Genomic DNA, 18141 nt, shown 5'->3' with positions numbered 1-18141 from the left:
GCTGGCAAATCTGCCCCGTCGAAACCCCGTCGTTCCCGATGGACGACGTCCTGAACAAAAGACCCATTCTCCCATGACCGACGACGACATCCTGGCCGAATTCCGCGCCGCCGACGCCCTGCTGCAGGGGCATTTCCTGCTCTCCTCCGGGCGGCACAGCGAATATTATCTCCAGTGCGCACGCGTGCTGATGGACACCGAGCGGGCCGGACGGCTCGCGATCGCGCTCGCCGCCAAGCTGCCGCGCGACCTCAAACAGGCGATCGACATCGTCGTCTCGCCCGCGATGGGCGGCGTCATCATCGGCCATGAAATGGGCCGCGCGCTCGGCAAGCCCGCGATCTTCGTCGAACGCCCGACCGGCACCTTCGAACTGCGCCGCGGCTTCACCATCGCACCGGGTGCCAAGGTGCTGATGGTCGAGGATGTCGTCACAACCGGCCTGTCGTCACGCGAAGCGATGGCGTGCGTCGCCGACGCTGGCGGCGAAGTGATCGCCGAAGCGGCGCTCGTCGACCGCTCGGCGGGCAGCGTCGACCTTGGCGTTCCCTTCTATCCGCTCGTCGCGATCAACTTCCCGACCTATGCCGAAGACGAACTGCCACCCGAACTCGCAAAGACCAAGGCGGTGAAGCCGGGGAGCCGCGCGAATTGAATCTTGAACGATCTGGTGGGCGCCTCCGCCTCGGGGTCAATATCGACCATGTCGCGACGATCCGGAATGCGCGCGGCGGCGAGCATCCCGATCCGGTCCGCGCGGCCGAGATCGTCGCGGCGGTCGGCGGCGACGGCATCACCGCGCACCTGCGCGAAGACCGGCGTCATATCCGCGACGACGACCTCGCGCGCATCCAGGCCGCGACCGACCTGCCGCTGAACCTCGAAATGGCGGCGACCGAGGAAATGCTGGAAATCGCGCTGCGCCATATGCCGCACGCCGCGTGCATCGTCCCCGAAAAGCGCGAGGAACGCACGACCGAGGGCGGGCTCGACGCCGCCGGACAGCACAACCATCTCGCGCCGATCGTCGCGCGGCTGAACGACGCGGGCATTCGCGTCAGCCTGTTCATCGAGCCCGACCCGCGCCAGATCGAAGCCGCGATGCGACTGCGTGCGCCGGTCGTCGAGTTCCACACCGGCCGTTATGCCCATGTCGAGGGCGAGGAACGCGCCGCCGAACTGCGCCGGATCGCCGACGCCGCCGCGCTGGCGTGGAAGAACGGCATCGAGCCGCATGCCGGGCACGGCCTGACCTATGACAATGTCATCCCCGTCGCCGCGATCCCCCAACTCGCCGAGCTCAACATCGGCCATTATCTGATCGGCGAGGCGATCTTTACCGGCCTCGACCCCGCCGTGCGCCGGATGCGCGCGCTGATGGACGAGGCGCGCGGATGAAACCGAAGCAGTCCGATGGGACGATCCTTTGGGCCCCGTTGCTCAATGCGCCGACGATCCTGATGGCCGCAGCCTGGTTCGTCGCAACCATTTTCGCGACGGCAATCGGTTCGAAACCGCCAACGGCCTGGCAATATATGCAGATGCTGTGGCCCGCTTTGGCGGGGATGGCACTTGCCTGCACATCGCTGTGGGTAGCATTTCGGGTGAGCCGAGCCATCGGCGCCCTTTTGGGCTTGGCAGGCTTGCCAATCATGCCCATCGCATTCCAGGCGATGATGCCATGATCATCGGTCTCGGCTCCGACCTGTGTAATATAGAGCGTATCCAGAATTCGCTCGACCGCTTCGGCGAGCGGTTCGAGAATCGCGTGTTCACCGACGTCGAGCGCGCCAAGGCCGCCCGCCGCCCGTTCACCCGTGCGGGCACCTATGCCAAGCGCTTCGCCGCCAAGGAGGCTTTTTCGAAGGCCGTCGGCACGGGGTTCAAGCGCGGCGTGTTCATGAAGGACATCGGCGTCGTCAACGCCCCCTCGGGCGCGCCGACGCTGGCACTGACCGGCGGCGCGGCCGAACGGCTGGCGGCGATGATCCCCGCGGGCCATAAAGTGCATATCCACCTGACACTGACCGACGATCATCCCTGGGCCCAGGCGTTCGTCATCATCGAAGCACTGAAGGACTAGGCAAGGACCGACATGGCAAAGAACAAGAGCGGCGGCGCCAAGGGCGAGGAAAGCTGGGGCAAGCTGATCCGCGATATCGCGGTGATCCTGCTGCTGGTACTCGGTATCCACAGCCTGCTCGCCAAGCCCTTTTATATTCCGTCCGATTCGATGATGCCCGGGTTGCTCAGCGGCGACCGCCTGATCGTCAGCAAATATCCCTATGGCTGGTCCTATGCCTCGGCGAGCTTTCACCTGCTCCCCAGGATGGAAGGCCGCATCTTTGCCAAGCTGCCCGAGCGCGGCGACATCGTGGTGCTCGAGCATCCGGTCGACCGCACCGACTATATCAAGCGCGTCATCGGCCTGCCCGGCGACACGATCGAATTGAAGGGCGGCGCGCTGTTCATCAACGGCAAGCCGGTGAAGCGCGAACAGCAGCCCGACCTGCGCATCCCCGTCGACGCCAATACGCCGTCAGGCGGCGGCGGCAGCGCGCTCGACCGGTTCAGGCAGGTCGACGGATCGGGCCGCGAAACGCTGGTGCTGCCGATCATCCGCGAAACGCTGCCGAACGGCGCGTCCTATGACACCATCGACATGGGCGAACGGCCGAGCGTCGACGAATATGGCCCCTACAAGGTCCCGGCGGACCATTTGTTCCTGATGGGCGACAACCGCGACGGCAGCGCCGACAGCCGGGTTCCCGTCAGCGAACTTGGCCTCGGCGGCGCGGTGCCGTTCGACGTCATCGCGGGCCGCGCCGAGATCATCACCTTCTCGACCGACGGCACCGCTAAATGGTACAACCCGATCAGCTGGTTCCAGGCGCTGCGCTCGGGCCGTGCGGGAACCGACCTGACCCCCGAACGTAAGGGCAGTTAGGCACAGGGGAGCACAGCGCATGGCCGAGACTGACGCACGGGCGAAAGCCAAGGCCAGCGTCGAGGCGCCCGGCCCCACCGAAATCCGAAGCGACGCGGTCCGCGGCGAATTGCTCAAGGCCGGGGTCTGGCTCGGCCTCGCGCTGTTGATCGGCGTCTGCATCATCCTGATCCAGCCGATCCTGCTGATCTTCGCCGGCGTCGTCATGGCGGCGATGCTCGACGGCGGTACCCGCCTGCTGGGTCGGGTGTTGCCGATCGGCCGCGGCTGGCGGCTGCTGATCGTCTGTCTCTCGCTCGTCGCCTTCCTTGTCTGGACCATCCTGTTCGCGGGCTCGCAGATCGCCGATCAGGCGGCGACGCTGCAGACGGTGGTGATGGGACAGGTAGAGCGCATCGCCGCCTGGGCCAGCGCGCATGGCATGGGCAATCTGCAGATCGACACCAAGACGATCACCGAAAATCTGGCCGGGACCGTCGGGCGCGTCACCGCCGCGGTCGGGACCGTGCTCGGTGCGCTGACCAGCCTGGTCATGGTGCTGGTGCTCGGCGTCTTCCTCGCGATCGAGCCGCGACTCTATGAGCGCGGGGTGGCGTGGATGCTGCCGATGAACGCCCGCGAGAATTTCTACATCGTCACCGCGCGCATGGGCTTCACCCTGCGCCGGTTGATGGCGGGGCGCCTGCTCGGCATGCTGGTCGAGGGGATCGGCACCTGGCTCGCCTGCCTTGCCGTCGGCATCCCGATGGCGGCGCTGATGGGGCTGCTCACCGGGCTGCTCGCCTTTATCCCCAACATCGGCGCGATCGTGTCGGGCGTGTTGCTGGTGCTCGTCGGCTTTTCGGCGGGGACCGACACCGGGCTCGCCGCCATCGCCATCTATTTTATCGTCCAGACGGTCGACGGCTATCTGATCGTGCCGATGGTCGCGAAGCAAACCGTCGACCTCGCCCCAGCGCTGGTGCTGGGAGCGCAGATATTGTTCGGCACTTTGCTCGGCATCATGGGCCTGTTCCTCGCCGACCCGATCGTCGCGATGATCAAGGTCGCGCTGGAGCGCGAGGCCGAACGCAATGCGGGGACGCAGGGGACGCGAAAGGCGGCGGGGTAGCCGGGCCGACAGGGCCGCTCACGACCGAGATTCGCCTCTCTCTCGTCTCGTCACCCCGGACTTGATCCGGGGTCCCGCTTGAAATCGAAGCCTGTTGATGCCTCAAAAAAGCGGGATCCCGGATCAAGTCCGGGATGACGACGGGAAATACGACGACGTCCACTTACCACCCGAAAACCGCTCCAAACAAAAACGGCGGCAGGATCAACCCGCCGCCGTCTTGAATGCCCGAAAGTCCCTGCTCCAGGTCAGGGCTGCGGTGCGCCCTGTGGCGGGGCGCCCTGCATCTGCTGTTGCTGCATCTGCTGCTGCATCATCTGCATCTGCTGCTGCATCGCGCGAACTTCGGCCTCGGTCTTGAATTCGAGCAGTTCGACGTCGAAATGCAGCGTGCTGCCACCCGGGATCGGGCCATTGTCCTTGTCGCCATAACCGAGCGCGGGCGGGATAGTGACCTTGTACTTGCCGCCCTTTTTCATGCGGGTCAGCGCCTCGGCAAAGCCCGGCGCGGTCTGCGCGACCTGGAACGGCGCCTGTTCATTGGCGTCGAAAACCTTGCCGTCGTCGAGCTTGCCTTCATATTTGACGAGAACAACATCGGACATGGTCGGGCTGTTGCCCGTGCCTTCCTTGACGACTTCAAAGCCGATCCGAGGAGTCGACATCACCGCGAAGGCGATCGCCGCGGCAATCAGCCCAGCGACGCCGAACCACATCAGCCACAGGCCGCCCTTGCTCACCGGACGCAATGGAACCGTCGTCACGCTCATTTTCTGATCCTTCCCCTGCCCCCGCACCATATTTCGGCGGAGCAAAAACATCGGCTCGCCTATAGGCGGAGCGGCGCGGAGCGGTCCAGCGACAATTGCACACACGCCGCACAACGAAAAAGGCGCCGCGTTGCCGCAGCGCCTTTTTCAAATCCGGATCCCGAACGGGAAGGACGGGTCTTACTTGATCCCGTCGCGCTCCATCCGCTTGCGCTCCATCTTGCGGGCGCGGCGGACGGCGGCGGCATGTTCGCGCGCACGCTTTTCGCTGGGCTTTTCGTAATGACGGCGCAGCTTCATTTCGCGATACACGCCCTCACGCTGCAGCTTCTTCTTGAGCGCGCGAAGGGCCTGGTCGACATTATTGTCGCGAACGATGATCTGCATGTGCCGTGTCGTCTCCGGTTCGTCCAACGATGAACGGCAACCGGATAGCCGGTCCGCCATAAATCGCCGATATAAGGGCAATAAAAGAAGCGCCGCGAACCCGCGACGTTCCGTTGGGAGCGCCACTAGCCAGATTCGCGGCCAAATGCAAGCCCCTGCGCGGCGGCAGGGGCGTGAAACATGGCTATTGCCCTCCCCTGCGGCGCGCGTCCGGAACTTCGGGTCCACCGCCGGGCTGCTGGGTCGCCAGCGGCATCGGCGAAATCGCCACCCCGAACAGGCGCCACTTGCCATTATACCACTGAAATTCGAAGTCGAAGGCGACCGCAGTCGGGCGCAACCCGAAACTGCCGCGCACGCGCAGGATGTTCCCCGCCCCGACCTGCGGCGCGCCGTTATAGACGGGCGCGAGCAACAGGCTGTTCGACAGATCGACGCGATTGTCACGCAGCGAGGCGAAGATTTGCGCCAGCCGCGACGGATCATTGGCGAGCTGGAACGACGGCGACGATATGTCGCGCAGCACCGAATAATTGCCCGACTGATTGGCATGGTCGATCGCGGTCAGCGTCGACCAGATCAGCTTGGCGAGTTCGAGGTCGCCGGGCACCGGCATCGCGGCGACGGGCGGCGGCGCGGCAGCCCCCGTCTGCGCCTGTGCCGGAGCGGCAAGCGCGACCAGCAGCGCCGCGGGCAAAGAAAAGGCGGCCGAAGACCAGCCGCGCGAGAAGGAAGATGGCTTTTTCATAGGTCCCAACATGAAAGGGCGATGCTCCCTTGGCAAGGAGCATCGCCCGTTTTCATTTACGGCTTACCAGACGACCTGGAAGCCGCCACGCGCACCGATCTCACCCGAGTCGAAGCCCGCGCCGACACCGGCCGAGAAGGTGGCCTTCTCGCTGATCCGCGCGGTCATCGCGATCGAGCCGGCGGTGCGGTCGTTGTAATAACCGATGCCGCCCGACATGCCGAACTTGGCATCGGCCGGCAGCGCCGGGGTTTCCATCGACAGCGCCAGCGCGACGCCTTCGTTGGCGAGGCGCGCCTGACGGCGGTTCTCGTCCGACTGCGCGAACAGCGTGTTGATCTGCCCGGTATGGGTCGTGGTCAACGTCTGCAGGGCCGCGATGTTGGCATTCTGCGTCGCGTTGACGCCCTGAATGGCCGTGATGGCGGCGCTGTTCGCGGCAACGCCCGCCGTATTCGCCGCGATCGCGGTGCGTACGGTCGGGTCGCGGCCGACGACGCCATTGGCATCGACCGTCATCACGTCGGTCGCCCCCGTCTGCGCCGCGGTGCTCGCCGCGATATCGCCGACGCGAACCGCGCTGCCCGCGCCGCCAAGCGCGACCTGGTTCGCCGCCGTGGCGGTGGCACCGAAACCGAGCGCGGTCGAATTGTCGAACGCCGCATTGGCATTCTTGCCGACCGCGCTGGCATTGATGCCCGCCGCATTGGCCTGGTGACCGACCGCCAGGCTGAGATTGCCCGTGGCCATGGCCTGCCAGCCGAATGCCTGCGCACCGCGACCCGAAGCGACCGATTCGCCGCCGACGGCGGTCGAATGGAAGCCCGAGGCCACGGCATTGTCGCCGACCGCGACGGCATCCTCGTCCGACGCCGCGGCGAAGTTGCCGATGGCGGTCGAGGTCGTGCCCGAGGCGGACGCGCTCTTGCCGAAGGCTGAGCTGTTGGCGCCCGATGCGCTGGCCTGATGGCCCGAGGCGACGCTGAGGTTGCCCGTCGCCGAAGCCTGCCAGCCGAACGCCTGCGCGCCGCGGCCCGAGGCGACCGATTCGGCGCCGACCGACGTCGAGTGGAAGCCCGAGGCATTGGCGCCCTGCCCAAAGGCGGTGGCGTCCTCGTCGGTCGCCTGCGCGCCGGTGCCGACCGCCGTCGATTGCAGCCCAGTGGCATTCGCCAGCACACCGACCGCCGTCGATTCGTCGCCCGACGCGTTCGAATTCGAACCGAGCGCGCTCGACAGGTCGCCCGAGGCGTTGGCGAGTTCGCCGACCGCGCTCGAGAAGGTGCCCGACGCGGTCGCGAACGACCCGTTGGCGGTCGAGGCGAGGCCGGTGGCCTGCGCGCTCGCGCCGGTCGCGACGCTGAACGTGCCCGAAGCGACCGCAGCGCGGCCGGTCGCGGTGTCGTTGTCGCCCGTCGCCTGGGCATTGTCGCCGACTGCGGTCGAGTTCAGGCCGGTCGCCTGCGCCTGACGGCCGGTCGCGACACTGAAGTTGCCGGTCGCCGCCGATTGCCAGCCGAACGCCTGTGCCCCACGGCCCGAGGCGAGTGATTCGGCGCCGACCGAGGTCGAGTGGAAGCCCGTGGCCTGCGCCTGTTCGCCAATCGCGACGGCATCTTCATCGGTCGCCGATGCCAGGTTGCCGATCGCGACGCTGGTCTGGCCGGTCGCGGTACTCGAGCGGCCGATCGCGGTGCTGCGGTCGTTCGCGGTCGCATTCTGGCCGACCGCGGTCGAACCGGTGTTGGTGGCGGTTGCCCCCGAACCCACCGCCGTCGAACCATTGCCGGTCGTACGCGCGTTCGGACCGCAGGCAAGCTGCGTGTTGTTGCCCGAGATGGCACCGCCATCGGTGTCGCCAGCCGACACGACGCCGTCGTTATCGCTGTCGAGCAGGCAGGTTTCGGCCTGCGCGGGCGCCGCCGAGAAAGCGGCATAGGCCGCCAGCGCCATCGCAGACGCGGACAGTTTCACCGTATAACGCATTGTTCCTCACTCCCCATTGCGCGGGCAGCAGGAGGCCGCACCGCGAAAAGATGCACTGCAACCGACATGAAGAGGATGGTCGGATCGACCAAGCGCACACACGCCGGCGGACCACATTGTCTCTTTTGGACAAATGGAAGCCCCGCAGCTCGACCCTGATTCGAAGACTGACAACTAACCGCCGCAAGGTCAACGTTTTATCGCTCTTGTTAACCAGTTCGCCGCGCGACTTCGCGGGATTGTGCGAACCGGCGCGGCTGTGGCATAGGTGGCACAACGAAACCGACTGCGAGAGGATCAGGCCATGGCGACCCAGCTGAAGCGCAACAGCAAATATAGCGAAGCCGAGTGGACGGCGCGGCAGGAACTCGCCGCCTGTTACCGCATCTTCGCGATGATGGGCTGGGACGAGATGATCTTCAACCACATCACGGTGAAGCTGGAGGACCAGGAAGGCGCCTTCCTGATCAATCCCTATGGCATGCATTTCAGCGAAGTGACCGCGTCGAGCCTGATCAAGATCGACATCGACGGCAACAAGCTGGACGAGGATAATCCCTGGCACGTCAACAAGGCGGGTTTTGTCCAGCACAGCCTGTTCCACCGCGTCCTGCCCGACGCGCATGCGATCATCCACACCCACACCACCGCGACGATGGCAGTGTGCGGACTCGAGGGCGGGCTGCAGCCGACGAACTTCTATGCCTGCAACTTCATGGGCCAGCTCGCTTATCATGATTTCGAGGGCGTGACGGTGCGCGAGGAAGAGGGCGAACGGCTCGTCGAGCATCTCGGCAACAAGCGCATCCTGATGCTGCGCAACCATGGCCCGGTGGTGATGGGCAAGTCGCTCTCCGACGCCTTCATCAAATATTGGGCGCTGCAGCGCGCGTGCGAAATCCAGCTTGCGACGATGAGCATGGGCAAGCCGATCCTGGTCGACGAAGAGGTGATCAAGGTCCACCAGCGCGACCTGTATATGGCGGCGATCCCCGGCCAGTCGGGCAAGGCTGAATTCGACGCGATGGTGCGCAAGGTCGACAAGATCGACACGAGCTGGCGTGACTAATCCCGCCATTCGGCTAACAGGGGCGGCATGACGCGCTTTTCGGTCAACGACCGCCCGGTCGAATATCGCATGGATCCCGAAACGCCCCTGCTGTGGGCGCTGCGCGACGCGTCGAACCTGACCGGGACCAAATATGGCTGCGGCACCGGCGAATGCGGCGCGTGCACCGTCGACATCGACGGCGAGGCGATCCGCAGTTGCCTGGTCACCATTGCGGAGTGCGAAGGCCGTTTCGTCACCACGATCGAGGGGCTGACCCGCGACCGCAGCCATCCGGTGCAGCAAGCGTGGGTCGCCGAACAGGTGCCGCAATGCGGCTTCTGCCAGTCGGGCATGATCATGGCGGCGGCGGCGTTGCTGCGCACCAACAGCAATCCGAGCGATACCGAGATCGACGCGGCGATGACCAACATCTGCCGCTGCGGCACTTATCCGCGCATCCGCGGCGCGATCAGGCGCGCCGGGCGCGTGCTGCGCGGCGAGGAACGCATCGCCGCCGCGCCGCCGCCGGGCATCCGCCCGCAGGACGCCGCCGGCGCCGTTCCGGCGATGCGCGCGCCGCCGGACCATTAAACGCTTTCGCACCGTTCATCTAGCTGAACCGCAGGCAACATCATGGTTCAGCCATGACTCATATTGCCGACGGTAAATATCGGTTCATCTTCCCGGTCGGCTATCCGTCGCCCATGGGAAACCGAGGAGTATGGCAGATGAAGAAGTTTATCGGAGGATTGCTGATCGCCGCGACGATGCTGACCCCGATCGCCCCGGTGTTCGCACAGGGCCGCGATGGCCAGCAACAGGCGCAGCGCGGCGACCGCGGGGATCGCGGCAACCGTGCCCAGCGCGGCGGTGGCGGCGACCAGCGCGGTCAGCGCCAGCAGGCACCGCGCCCGCAGGTGCAGCCGCAGGTGCAACGCCAGCAGGTACAGCGTCAGCAAGGCCAGCGCCCGCAGGGACAGCAGCCGCAACGCCGCGACTGGTCGGGCAACCGCGATCGCGGCGGTCAGGTCCAGGGTCAGCGTCCGCAGGTCCAGCGTCAACAGGCTCCGCGCCAGCAGTGGCAAGGCCAGGATCAGCGCCCGCGTCAGGACCGCAACCGCGGCACCTATGACCGCAATCGCGACGGCCGCACCGACCGCCAGTGGGATCGCAACCGCGACGGTCAGGTCGACCGCCAGTGGGACCGTAACCGCAATGGCCAGGTCGACCGGCGTTACGACCGCAATCGCAACGGCGACCTCGATCGCCGCTGGGATCGCAACGACAACAACCGCGTCGACCGCCGCTACGACCGGAACCGCGACGGCTATGCCGATCGCCGCTATCGCGACGGACGCCACGACAACAACTGGAACCGTGGCTGGCGCAACGACAACCGCTACAACTGGCGCGACTATCGCCAGCGCTACGGCAACAACTATCGCCTGCCGCGCTATTACAACCCCTATCGCGGCCGCAATTACACGCGGTTCAGCGTTGGCTTCACGCTCGGCTCGCTCTTCTATGGCCAGCGTTACTGGATCAACGATCCGGGCTATTACCGCCTGCCGCCGGCCTATGGCGGGTATCGCTGGGTCCGCTATTATGACGATGCGCTGCTCGTCGACACCTACAGCGGCGAAGTGGTCGACGTGATCTACGATTTCTTCTGGTAATATTCCTTTCGATTATCAGATGGCAAACTGAGGGGCCGGTCAACCGGCCCCTCTTTTTATGCGCTTGCCCTCCCCCGCCCGGCGCGCCACGATGAAGGGACAAAGCAGGGGAAAATCGGATGCGTAAACTCGGACTCGTCGCCGCGGCGACGCTCGCGCTCATGGGCAGCGCGGCTTTTGCGAAAACCACCGTCATCTACGCCGGCCATGTCATCACCGACGCCGACAAGCCCGCGCTCGGTGCCTCGACCGTCACCGTCACCGACGACCGCATCACTTCGATCAGCGCGGGCCGCAGCCCCGCTCCCGCCGATGCGGAGATCGTCGACCTAGGCGACAAGACGCTGCTTCCCGGCCTGATCGACCTCCACGTCCACCTCACCGGCGACCCGGGCGGCGATTATCGTAGCGAAGCGGTCGATCCCGACGAATGGGGCGTCGTCGTCGGCGTCAAAAATGCCGGCATCACGCTGCGCGCCGGCTTCACCACGGTGCGCGAGGCGGGCTCGGCACAATATACCGCCTTCTCGCTGCGCCGCGGCACCGCCGCCGGTTTCATCACCGGTCCGCGCATCATCGCCGCCGGCCCGGCACTGTCGATCGTCGGCGGTCACGGCGACGTCACCGGCTTTCGCGAGGACGTCCATGGCGTGCTCGATCAGGGCTATACCTGCACCGGCGCGGTCGAATGCGCCGAAAAGGTGCGCAAGGCGTCGCGCGCCGGCGCCGACATCATCAAGATCACCGCGACCGGCGGCGTGCTGTCGCAGCAGGGCCGCGGGCTTGAGGGCCATTTCAGCCGCGCCGAACTCGACAGCATCGCGACCACCGCGCACTCGCTGGGGCTGAAGGTGATGGCGCATGCGCACGGCGCGCGCGGCATCGAGGATGCCGCTGCGGCGGGCATCGATACCATCGACCATGGCACCTTCGCCGACGACGCCGCGCTGAAGGTGATGAAGGCCAAGGGCACCTATCTGGTCCCGACGCTGATGGCGTTCGAGGGGATCAAGGAGCGGCTGGGCAAGGGCATCTATACCCCGACCGTCGAGGAAAAAGTCCGCATGACGATGGGCAGCGTCGGCAAGGCGGTGACCCGCGCCAAGGCGCTGGGCGTCCCCGTCGCCTTCGGCACCGATGCCGGGGTGTTCGACCATGGCCGCAACGCCGGCGAATTCGCGCTGCTGGTGGCGAACGGCCTGACCCCGCGCGAAGCGGTCGCGGCGGCCACGACCGTCGCGGCGAAGGCGCTGTCGATGGAAAATGAAATCGGCCGCATCGCGCCGGGCATGTCGGCCGACCTGATCGCGGTGTCGGGCGATCCGCTGACCGACGTGCGCACGCTGGAAAAGGTCGACTGGGTGATGGTGCGCGGGCGGATCGCGGACTAGTTTTCAGCGGCTTCGGGCGTAAACCGCCATTCTTTAATGGGGTTAGCCGCTCCCCACCCCGAAGCCGACTCCACCACCCACCCACGCAGCAGCGCGGGCGCAGGCCATCACGCCGCGCGTTCGATCCGCGCGCGTACCGACTGCCCCGCCACGCTTCCGCCGATCAGCGCCGTGATCTCGACCGCCTGCGCGAATTGCACCCCGACGCGGTTTTGATCGGACCAGCGCGCCTCGGCATCGAGCACAAGGTCGGGGCCGAATTCGAGGCGAAATCCGGTGCCCGCGGGCACGTTCCACAGCCCCTCGATCAGCGCGCCGCGCGTCGACAGGTTGCGGACGATCGCCTCATAGCGATGCCCGCCGCTCTCGACCTGAATCGTGCGGAAGGTGCGGCTGCGCGTCTCGCGCGCGCTCTTGTACCCCTGCGCGACGACCCGGCCACCATCGGCACGCAGCAGCGCGACCGCTTCGTCGAGGCTCATCGGGCGCCCATAGATATAGCCCTGGACGTGGCTGCATCCGAGTCCGCGGATCAGGTCGAGATCGTCGTGGGTTTCGACCCCCTCGGCGGTGGTCTCCATCTTGAGCGCCGCCGCCAGCCCGACGATCGACGAGATGATCGCGGCGTTCATGCTGTTCTTGTCGGCGGCGCCGCGCACAAAGCTCTGGTCGATCTTGATCTTGTCGAACGGCGCCTTCTTCAGATAGCCGAGCGCCGAATAGCCGGTGCCGAAATCGTCGAGCGCCAGCCGCACCCCGGTGCGTTTCAGCCGCTGGAACATCTCCAGATTCTCGGCGCTTTCGTCGAGGAACACGCCCTCGGTGATTTCGAGTTCTAGTTGTTCGGGACGGATGCCCGCTGCCGATACCGCGCTCATGATCGTCGCCGGCAATTTGTCGTTGGCGAACTGGCGCGGCGAAACATTGACCGCGATGCGATAGTCGGGGCCAAGCCGGGCGATCGACGCGCAGGCCGAGCGGATGATCCACTCGCCGATCGGCACGATCAGGTTCGATTCCTCGGCGATCGGAATGAATTTCGACGGGCTGATCATCGCCTCGTCGCCGCGCTGCCAGCGGATCAGCGCTTCGAATCCCGAGATGCGCTCGCTCGCTACATCGACGATCGGCTGGTAGACGAGCTTGAGTTCGTCCTTCGCCAATGCGTCGCGCAGTGCGTCCTCGATCGCCTTGCGCTCGCTGGCCTGGTTGTGCATCGCGTCGGCATAGAAGCGATATACGCCGCGCCCGGCATCCTTGGCGGCATAGAGCGCGAGGTCGGCGTTGCGCACCAGCGCCGCCGACGACACCCCCGCCCCTTCGGACACCGCGATGCCGATCGACGAGCCGACCCGCACCTGTTCGCCCTCGATCGCAAACGGCTTGGCGAGGCTGAGGATGACCGCATTGGCGATGTTGGCGAGCTTGTCGGCGTGGGTGATCTGCGGCAGCACGATCTGGAATTCGTCGCCGCCGAGCCGCCCGACCTGGCCGCGGTCGCCAACGATCTGCGCGAGCCGCGCCGCGACCTGCTGCAGCAACTGGTCGCCGACCGGATGGCCGAGCGTGTCGTTCACCGCCTTGAAGCGGTCGAGGTCCATTAGCAGCAGCGCGCACGGCTGCGGCTGGCCAATATGGTTCTTCAGCGCGCGTTCGAGCAGGTCGGTGATATGCAGCCGGTTGGCGAGCCCGGTCAGCACGTCGTAGCGCGCGAGCTGGTTGATCTCGCGCTCGGACTTCTTCTTTTCGGTGAGGTCGGTGCCGCTGCCGCGAAACCCCTGGAAATTGCCGAGCTCGTTGCTGATCGGGTGGCCCGAGATCGACCACCAGCGCTCCTCGCCCGGCACCGCCGCCTGCACCGTCAGTTCCTTGAACGGGGTGCGCGACGACAGGCTGAAGCCGAGGGTCCGTTCCTCGCTTTCGTCATTGCCGATGCGTTTGCGGATGATGTCGGTGAACGGCTTGCCGCGCAGGTCGCTCGGCGCACGGCCGAGCTTGGCCGCCACCGTCGGCGAGATATAGACGAGCTGGCCGTGGCGGTCGGTTTCCCAGAACCAGCCGCGCCCGGCGCGTTCGAAGTCGCGCACCAGGTTGAGCGCGCGTTGCTGGTCGCTGATCGTCCTCCGGTTCGCGCGCTCGGTACGCCGCTGGTGCCGCGCATCCTCGCGGACCATGACGATCAGCAGGAAGAGAAAGATCATCGCGGCGAAGGCGAAGGGCATCGACGCCTTGCCGATCGCCCCGCCGAGCGCGGTCGCGCCGGCAAAGGCGAAAAAGGCCGGGCGCGCGATCGCCACCGCCGCCGCCGCGACGAGCACGGCCCCGATGCGGATCGCGGCAAAGGCGTCGACATAGGGCGTGGCGTCGGCCGACGGCGAAGAAACGAACATCGCGATGCTGGTCAGCAAGGTGCCGAGCGCGATCAGCGTCATGCACGACGTGCCCCACACGATGGTGCGCCGCGCCAGCGCATTGCCCGGCGCACGCGACAGCTGGCCGATCACCGTCAGCACCAGATCGCAGCCGATGCCGAGCGCCAGGACCAGCCATTGCGACGGACGATCGAAAAAGCCGGGAAGGCCAGGAAAAAAAGCGCAGGCGAAATAGACGAGCGCGCGGCTGACCAGCACATAGTGCCACAGCTGCGCGACGCGCGTCAGGCGTGTCACGAATTCCGGCGATTCGAACAGCGATCCGTCGAACGACGGCTCGCTATTCTCCGGTCGCACGATGGCCCGCTTCAACCCCAATCCCGCCGTTCCTGCTTTAGTCGGTCCTTGCGGCATTCCGTGCCAGAAAGGGGTTTCCAAAACCTTATCCCTCCGATCCGTAAATCCCCGGAATTGCTCCATAATGGGAGGGATTGGGTTTTCGTGTGAAACCGATTATAGTCGCACCATGCCTGCCGTTCGCCTCTTGCCGCCCGACCGATTCTTCGACCGCGCCGAATGGGCCGCGATCACCCGCGCCTCGGCGTGGCGCGGAATCTGGCTCGTCGCGCACGGGTGGATCGTCAGCATCGCGGTGATCGGCCTCGCGGCCTGGCTCCAGAATCCCCTGGCATGGCTCGCGGCGATCATCCTCGTCGGCGGGCGCCAACTCGGCTTCGCGATCCTGATGCACGACGCCGCGCACGGCGCGCTGCATCCGAACCGAAAACTCAACAATTTCCTCGGTGACTGGCTGACCGGCGCCGCGGTGGGATCGGACCTTATCGCGTATCGCACCTATCATCTGCAGCATCACAAATTCACCCAGCAGCCCGAGGATCCCGACCTGTCGCTGTCGAAGCCCTTCCCCACCACCCGCGCCAGCCTGGGACGCAAGGTGGCGCGCGACCTGACCGGCCAGACATTTTTCAAGCAGCGCGTCGCGCAGTTCGGCTTCGCGCTTGTCGGGCTGAAGGCGATGCTACGCGGCGAGAAGCCCGAAAAGAAGGGCGCGAGTACCAAGGCCGGTACACCCTTCAACAAGCAATCCGACGACGGCATGACGTCACCCACGGTCGACGTCGCGGGTGCGATGGCGGTGACGCGCGCGGTCGGACGTTTCCTGCTCGTCCAGGCGGTGCTGCTGGCGCTGTCACTCGCGCTCTACGGTTGGACGCCGTATCTGCTCTGGCTCGCGGGGCTGGCGACGACGTTCCAGCTTTATCTGCGCATCCGCAACATCGCCGAACATGCCTGCACGACCACCGGCAGCGACGATCCCTTCACCCATGCCCGCACGACGCACGCCGGCTGGCTGGCGCGCGCAACAGTCGCGCCCTACTGGGTCAATTATCACGCCGAGCATCACCTGTTCATGGGCGTCCCCTGTTATCGCCTGCCGCAGGTCCATGCCGCGCTCGGCCGCGCCGGGCGGCACGAGGCGATGACGATCGCGCCGGGCTATTTCAGCGTATTGCGGCAGGTGACGGCGGTTCGCGCCTAATCCGCGAGCACCAGCACCCCGTCGGCAAGCCATTGCGCGAGCCACCCGGCCAGCGCCTGCATCGCCGCATCCTCACCCATTCCCGCAATCGCCGCGGCGCTGAGATCGGTGAAGCTGGCGCCCGCTTCGAACAGCGCCAAGGCATCGGCCTCCCCCTCCGACAGCGTGCGGAACTGCGACTGGACGCCGCGGCGCCATATCAGCAGCCGCACCGGCACCGCGAGCGACACCGCGTCGGGCGGCGCCTCGCCCTCGTCGAGCGCGCTCCAGATCGCGCGGCTGTTGTGGCACTGGCGCAGCACCTGCGCCGCCGGATGAAGCGTCAGCCGCCGGTCGATCCAGCCTTCGCCGAGCGCGCCGACCGCTGCGGCATCGAGCGGCGCCGCATCGGCGGCGTCGAACGCGCTCCGCAGCGCCCAGTCGAGGGCGGCCAGTTCCGCCAACTCGCCGTCGGCGGGATAATGCTGCGCCAGAAACGCCGGAAATTCGCCGCCATAATAACGTAAATTGCGCGTGAGCGACGGATGCGCAGTGACATAGGCGTCGGCCAGATTGTCGAACTGATCATCGCCGAGCCAGGCGTGGACGCGCTCGAAATGGTCGGCGAGCACGTCGCGCAGGCTGGCGCGGTAATTGTTGCGATAAATGTCGAGCCGCCGCGCCGCGCCGACGCGGTTGTCGTCGACAATCAGCGCCTCGGCCTCCGCATCGCCGGACATCACCCCGGCGAGGAATCGCGCCTGCACATCGCGCAACGCCTCAACCATGCACCGGCTCCAACACCCGCGCGGCGAGGGACCGCGCGCGGTCGAGTTCGGCGATGACGTCGGCAAGCGGCGGAATGTCGTCGTCGCGCTCGATCATCGTCGCGACGGGGCCGAACATGCGGCACGCCTGCGCATAGAGGTCCCACACCGCATCGCAGACGTCGGCATCGTGGGTGTCGATGACATAGTCGCCCATGTCGCTATGGCCGGCGAGGTGGATTTGCTGGATGCGATCCCCCGGCAGGCCGGCGAGATAATCGAGCGGGTCGAAGCCATGGTTGCGCGCGCTGACGTAGATATTGTTGACGTCGAGCAGCAACAGGCAATCGGCGCGCACCGCCATGTCGGCGAGGAAATCCCATTCGCTGCGGTCCGAGGAACGGAAGGTGACATAGCTCGACGGATTTTCGATCAGGATGCGCCGGCCAAGATAGTCCTGCACGCGGGCGATATTGTCGACGACGCACGCCAGCGCGGGCGCGTCATAGGGCAGTGGCAGCAGGTCGTGGCTGTTGTGCGCGTTGATCCCGGTCCAGCACAGATGGTCCGAGATCCACAAAGGCTCGACCCGCGCCGCGAGCGTCTTCAGCTCGGCCAGATAAGTCCTGTCGATCGGCTCGTCCGACCCGATCGACAACGACACCCCGTGCATCACCATCAGATAATCGGCGCGGATCGTATCGAGCATCGCCATCGGCTTGCCGCCGGGCACCATGTAATTTTCGGAGATGATCTCGAGCCAGTCGACCGCTTGCGGTCCGGCCAGGAACTCGGGGTAATGATCGGGGCGCAGGCCGAGCCCGAAGCCCGGCGATGGCGCCGTTTTGCGGTCGTCCATGGGCGTCCCTTCAAATTCCAATCGGCAGGCCCGGCGGCGCCGGACCTGCCGAGCGGAAATCAGGCGCCGATCGTGCCGCCGTCGGCAAGGCACTTGCTGGCCGCGACCTTCTTGTACCCCTTGCCCTTGCAGGCATTGGCGCCCTTGCAGCTGTTGCCCGCGGTGCTGCAGCCCGACGCGCTCTTGCACGAACTCGCTTCGGTCTTGCAATCCGACGTGCCCTTGCAGCTGTTGACGCCATAGCATTTGACCTCGTCGTTCGCGCCAACCTTCTTGGCGGCGGCCGGCGGATCGGCGGCCAGAGCGGCGCCCGACAGGGCCAGCGCGGTGGCCGAAGCCGCGATCAGCCCGGCAAGTTTGTTGGTCATGAGATCGTCCTTCCCTTGATTGTCAGAATAAAGGTGGGGCGAATCATTGCCCCTTGGCCTTTGTCACACGACCCGGGAGGATATTGGCATGATCTCGATCACAGGCGAAAGAAAAACTGCCCCGCGCGGTCCTTTTCGGTCGTCGCGGGGTCGAAGATCATCCCGTTC

General features: G+C 66.0%; 19 protein-coding genes. 11 read left to right on the top strand and 8 right to left on the bottom strand.

Annotated elements, in window-relative coordinates; translation table 11 throughout:
* Positions 1-73: 73 nt before the first annotated feature.
* Genes pyrE through AC3WS4_RS10465 form a run of 6 tightly spaced genes read left to right on the top strand, consistent with a single transcriptional unit; the run spans position 74 to position 4058 of the window.
* A complete protein-coding gene (gene pyrE / locus AC3WS4_RS10490; protein WP_187138848.1) occupies positions 74-655 on the top strand; it encodes an orotate phosphoribosyltransferase in 582 nt (193 codons plus the stop codon).
* The gene (locus AC3WS4_RS10485) at positions 652-1398 is read left to right on the top strand and encodes a pyridoxine 5'-phosphate synthase (protein WP_056348172.1); all 747 of its coding nucleotides are present in this window, start codon (positions 652-654) and stop codon (positions 1396-1398) included. The genes pyrE and AC3WS4_RS10485 overlap by 4 nt, the downstream gene beginning before the upstream one ends.
* Entirely contained in the window at positions 1395-1685 is a 291-nt protein-coding gene (locus AC3WS4_RS10480) for a hypothetical protein (RefSeq protein WP_492738979.1), read from the top strand. The genes AC3WS4_RS10485 and AC3WS4_RS10480 overlap by 4 nt, the downstream gene beginning before the upstream one ends.
* Positions 1682-2083 (top strand): holo-ACP synthase, encoded by a 402-nt coding sequence (gene acpS / locus AC3WS4_RS10475; protein ID WP_492738981.1) that lies wholly within the window; start codon positions 1682-1684, stop codon positions 2081-2083. Before AC3WS4_RS10480 ends, acpS begins: the two co-directional genes overlap by 4 nt.
* Positions 2084-2095: 12 nt before the next feature.
* On the top strand, positions 2096-2947 hold the full coding sequence (lepB, locus tag AC3WS4_RS10470) for a signal peptidase I (RefSeq protein WP_492738983.1): 852 nt from the start codon (positions 2096-2098) through the stop codon (positions 2945-2947).
* 19 nt (positions 2948-2966) lie between these two features.
* Positions 2967-4058, top strand: a complete 1092-nt coding sequence (locus AC3WS4_RS10465; protein WP_492738985.1) for an AI-2E family transporter — start codon at positions 2967-2969, stop codon at positions 4056-4058.
* A 248-nt stretch (positions 4059-4306) separates the two neighbouring features.
* On the opposite strand, the gene AC3WS4_RS10460 is transcribed toward AC3WS4_RS10465, so the two are convergent.
* The 4 genes from AC3WS4_RS10460 to AC3WS4_RS10445 all read right to left on the bottom strand — a co-directional run bounded on the left by AC3WS4_RS10460 (position 4307) and on the right by AC3WS4_RS10445 (position 7949).
* Complete coding sequence (locus tag AC3WS4_RS10460; protein ID WP_187138852.1) at positions 4307-4828, bottom strand: FKBP-type peptidyl-prolyl cis-trans isomerase; 522 nt, start codon at positions 4826-4828, stop codon at positions 4307-4309.
* Between the two features lie 180 nt (positions 4829-5008).
* Positions 5009-5215: a 30S ribosomal protein S21 gene (gene rpsU, locus AC3WS4_RS10455; RefSeq protein WP_037510267.1), complete on the bottom strand. Its 207-nt coding sequence runs from the start codon at positions 5213-5215 to the stop codon at positions 5009-5011.
* A gap of 184 nt (positions 5216-5399) precedes the next feature.
* A complete protein-coding gene (locus AC3WS4_RS10450; RefSeq protein WP_492738988.1) occupies positions 5400-5963 on the bottom strand; it encodes a hypothetical protein in 564 nt (187 codons plus the stop codon).
* A 63-nt stretch (positions 5964-6026) separates the two neighbouring features.
* Complete coding sequence (locus AC3WS4_RS10445) at positions 6027-7949, bottom strand: YadA-like family protein (protein WP_187669051.1); 1923 nt, start codon at positions 7947-7949, stop codon at positions 6027-6029.
* 304 nt (positions 7950-8253) lie between these two features.
* Here AC3WS4_RS10445 and AC3WS4_RS10440 point away from each other — a divergent pair, with 304 nt between their 5' ends.
* The 4 genes from AC3WS4_RS10440 (at position 8254) to AC3WS4_RS10425 (ending at position 12067) form a co-directional block, all read left to right on the top strand.
* On the top strand, positions 8254-9018 hold the full coding sequence (locus tag AC3WS4_RS10440) for a class II aldolase/adducin family protein (protein ID WP_054729410.1): 765 nt from the start codon (positions 8254-8256) through the stop codon (positions 9016-9018).
* 27 nt (positions 9019-9045) lie between these two features.
* Entirely contained in the window at positions 9046-9591 is a 546-nt protein-coding gene (locus AC3WS4_RS10435; protein ID WP_492738991.1) for a (2Fe-2S)-binding protein, read from the top strand.
* 137 nt (positions 9592-9728) lie between these two features.
* Complete coding sequence (locus AC3WS4_RS10430) at positions 9729-10676, top strand: RcnB family protein (RefSeq protein WP_492738993.1); 948 nt, start codon at positions 9729-9731, stop codon at positions 10674-10676.
* 119 nt (positions 10677-10795) lie between these two features.
* Entirely contained in the window at positions 10796-12067 is a 1272-nt protein-coding gene (locus AC3WS4_RS10425; RefSeq protein WP_492738997.1) for a metal-dependent hydrolase family protein, read from the top strand.
* A 107-nt stretch (positions 12068-12174) separates the two neighbouring features.
* On the opposite strand, the gene AC3WS4_RS10420 is transcribed toward AC3WS4_RS10425, so the two are convergent.
* Positions 12175-14811 (bottom strand): EAL domain-containing protein, encoded by a 2637-nt coding sequence (locus tag AC3WS4_RS10420; protein WP_492738999.1) that lies wholly within the window; start codon positions 14809-14811, stop codon positions 12175-12177.
* A 154-nt stretch (positions 14812-14965) separates the two neighbouring features.
* On the opposite strand from AC3WS4_RS10420, the gene AC3WS4_RS10415 reads away from it, so the two are divergent.
* Entirely contained in the window at positions 14966-16000 is a 1035-nt protein-coding gene (locus AC3WS4_RS10415) for a fatty acid desaturase family protein (protein WP_492739001.1), read from the top strand.
* Here AC3WS4_RS10415 and AC3WS4_RS10410 read toward each other — a convergent pair.
* The 3 genes from AC3WS4_RS10410 to AC3WS4_RS10400 are packed head-to-tail and all read right to left on the bottom strand — an operon-like array spanning position 15997 to position 17973.
* Positions 15997-16767: an HvfC/BufC family peptide modification chaperone gene (locus AC3WS4_RS10410; RefSeq protein WP_492739004.1), complete on the bottom strand. Its 771-nt coding sequence runs from the start codon at positions 16765-16767 to the stop codon at positions 15997-15999. The genes AC3WS4_RS10415 and AC3WS4_RS10410 overlap by 4 nt on opposite strands.
* Positions 16760-17605: an MNIO family bufferin maturase gene (bufB, locus tag AC3WS4_RS10405; protein ID WP_492739007.1), complete on the bottom strand. Its 846-nt coding sequence runs from the start codon at positions 17603-17605 to the stop codon at positions 16760-16762. The genes AC3WS4_RS10410 and bufB overlap by 8 nt, the downstream gene beginning before the upstream one ends.
* A gap of 59 nt (positions 17606-17664) precedes the next feature.
* Entirely contained in the window at positions 17665-17973 is a 309-nt protein-coding gene (locus tag AC3WS4_RS10400; protein WP_056348204.1) for a hypothetical protein, read from the bottom strand.
* Between the last annotated feature and the right edge of the window lie 168 nt (positions 17974-18141).

The organism is Sphingopyxis sp. EU05-FHT14B03 (assembly GCF_058790875.1).
This window is presented reverse-complemented; position numbering and strand designations above follow the sequence as displayed.

Excerpts from the sequence above, each read along its gene's own strand:
- pyrE (WP_187138848.1), top strand. The coding sequence starts at position 74 with ATGACCGACGACGACATCCTGGCCGAATTCCGCGCCGCCGACGCCCTG.
- AC3WS4_RS10480 (WP_492738979.1), top strand. The coding sequence starts at position 1,395 with ATGAAACCGAAGCAGTCCGATGGGACGATCCTTTGGGCCCCGTTGCTC.
- acpS (WP_492738981.1), top strand. The coding sequence starts at position 1,682 with ATGATCATCGGTCTCGGCTCCGACCTGTGTAATATAGAGCGTATCCAG.
- lepB (WP_492738983.1), top strand. The coding sequence starts at position 2,096 with ATGGCAAAGAACAAGAGCGGCGGCGCCAAGGGCGAGGAAAGCTGGGGC.
- AC3WS4_RS10465 (WP_492738985.1), top strand. The coding sequence starts at position 2,967 with ATGGCCGAGACTGACGCACGGGCGAAAGCCAAGGCCAGCGTCGAGGCG.
- AC3WS4_RS10460 (WP_187138852.1), bottom strand. The coding sequence starts at position 4,828 with ATGAGCGTGACGACGGTTCCATTGCGTCCGGTGAGCAAGGGCGGCCTG.
- rpsU (WP_037510267.1), bottom strand. The coding sequence starts at position 5,215 with ATGCAGATCATCGTTCGCGACAATAATGTCGACCAGGCCCTTCGCGCG.
- AC3WS4_RS10450 (WP_492738988.1), bottom strand. The coding sequence starts at position 5,963 with ATGAAAAAGCCATCTTCCTTCTCGCGCGGCTGGTCTTCGGCCGCCTTT.
- AC3WS4_RS10445 (WP_187669051.1), bottom strand. The coding sequence starts at position 7,949 with ATGCGTTATACGGTGAAACTGTCCGCGTCTGCGATGGCGCTGGCGGCC.
- AC3WS4_RS10440 (WP_054729410.1), top strand. The coding sequence starts at position 8,254 with ATGGCGACCCAGCTGAAGCGCAACAGCAAATATAGCGAAGCCGAGTGG.
- AC3WS4_RS10435 (WP_492738991.1), top strand. The coding sequence starts at position 9,046 with ATGACGCGCTTTTCGGTCAACGACCGCCCGGTCGAATATCGCATGGAT.
- AC3WS4_RS10430 (WP_492738993.1), top strand. The coding sequence starts at position 9,729 with ATGAAGAAGTTTATCGGAGGATTGCTGATCGCCGCGACGATGCTGACC.
- AC3WS4_RS10425 (WP_492738997.1), top strand. The coding sequence starts at position 10,796 with ATGCGTAAACTCGGACTCGTCGCCGCGGCGACGCTCGCGCTCATGGGC.
- AC3WS4_RS10415 (WP_492739001.1), top strand. The coding sequence starts at position 14,966 with ATGCCTGCCGTTCGCCTCTTGCCGCCCGACCGATTCTTCGACCGCGCC.
- AC3WS4_RS10410 (WP_492739004.1), bottom strand. The coding sequence starts at position 16,767 with ATGGTTGAGGCGTTGCGCGATGTGCAGGCGCGATTCCTCGCCGGGGTG.
- bufB (WP_492739007.1), bottom strand. The coding sequence starts at position 17,605 with ATGGACGACCGCAAAACGGCGCCATCGCCGGGCTTCGGGCTCGGCCTG.
- AC3WS4_RS10400 (WP_056348204.1), bottom strand. The coding sequence starts at position 17,973 with ATGACCAACAAACTTGCCGGGCTGATCGCGGCTTCGGCCACCGCGCTG.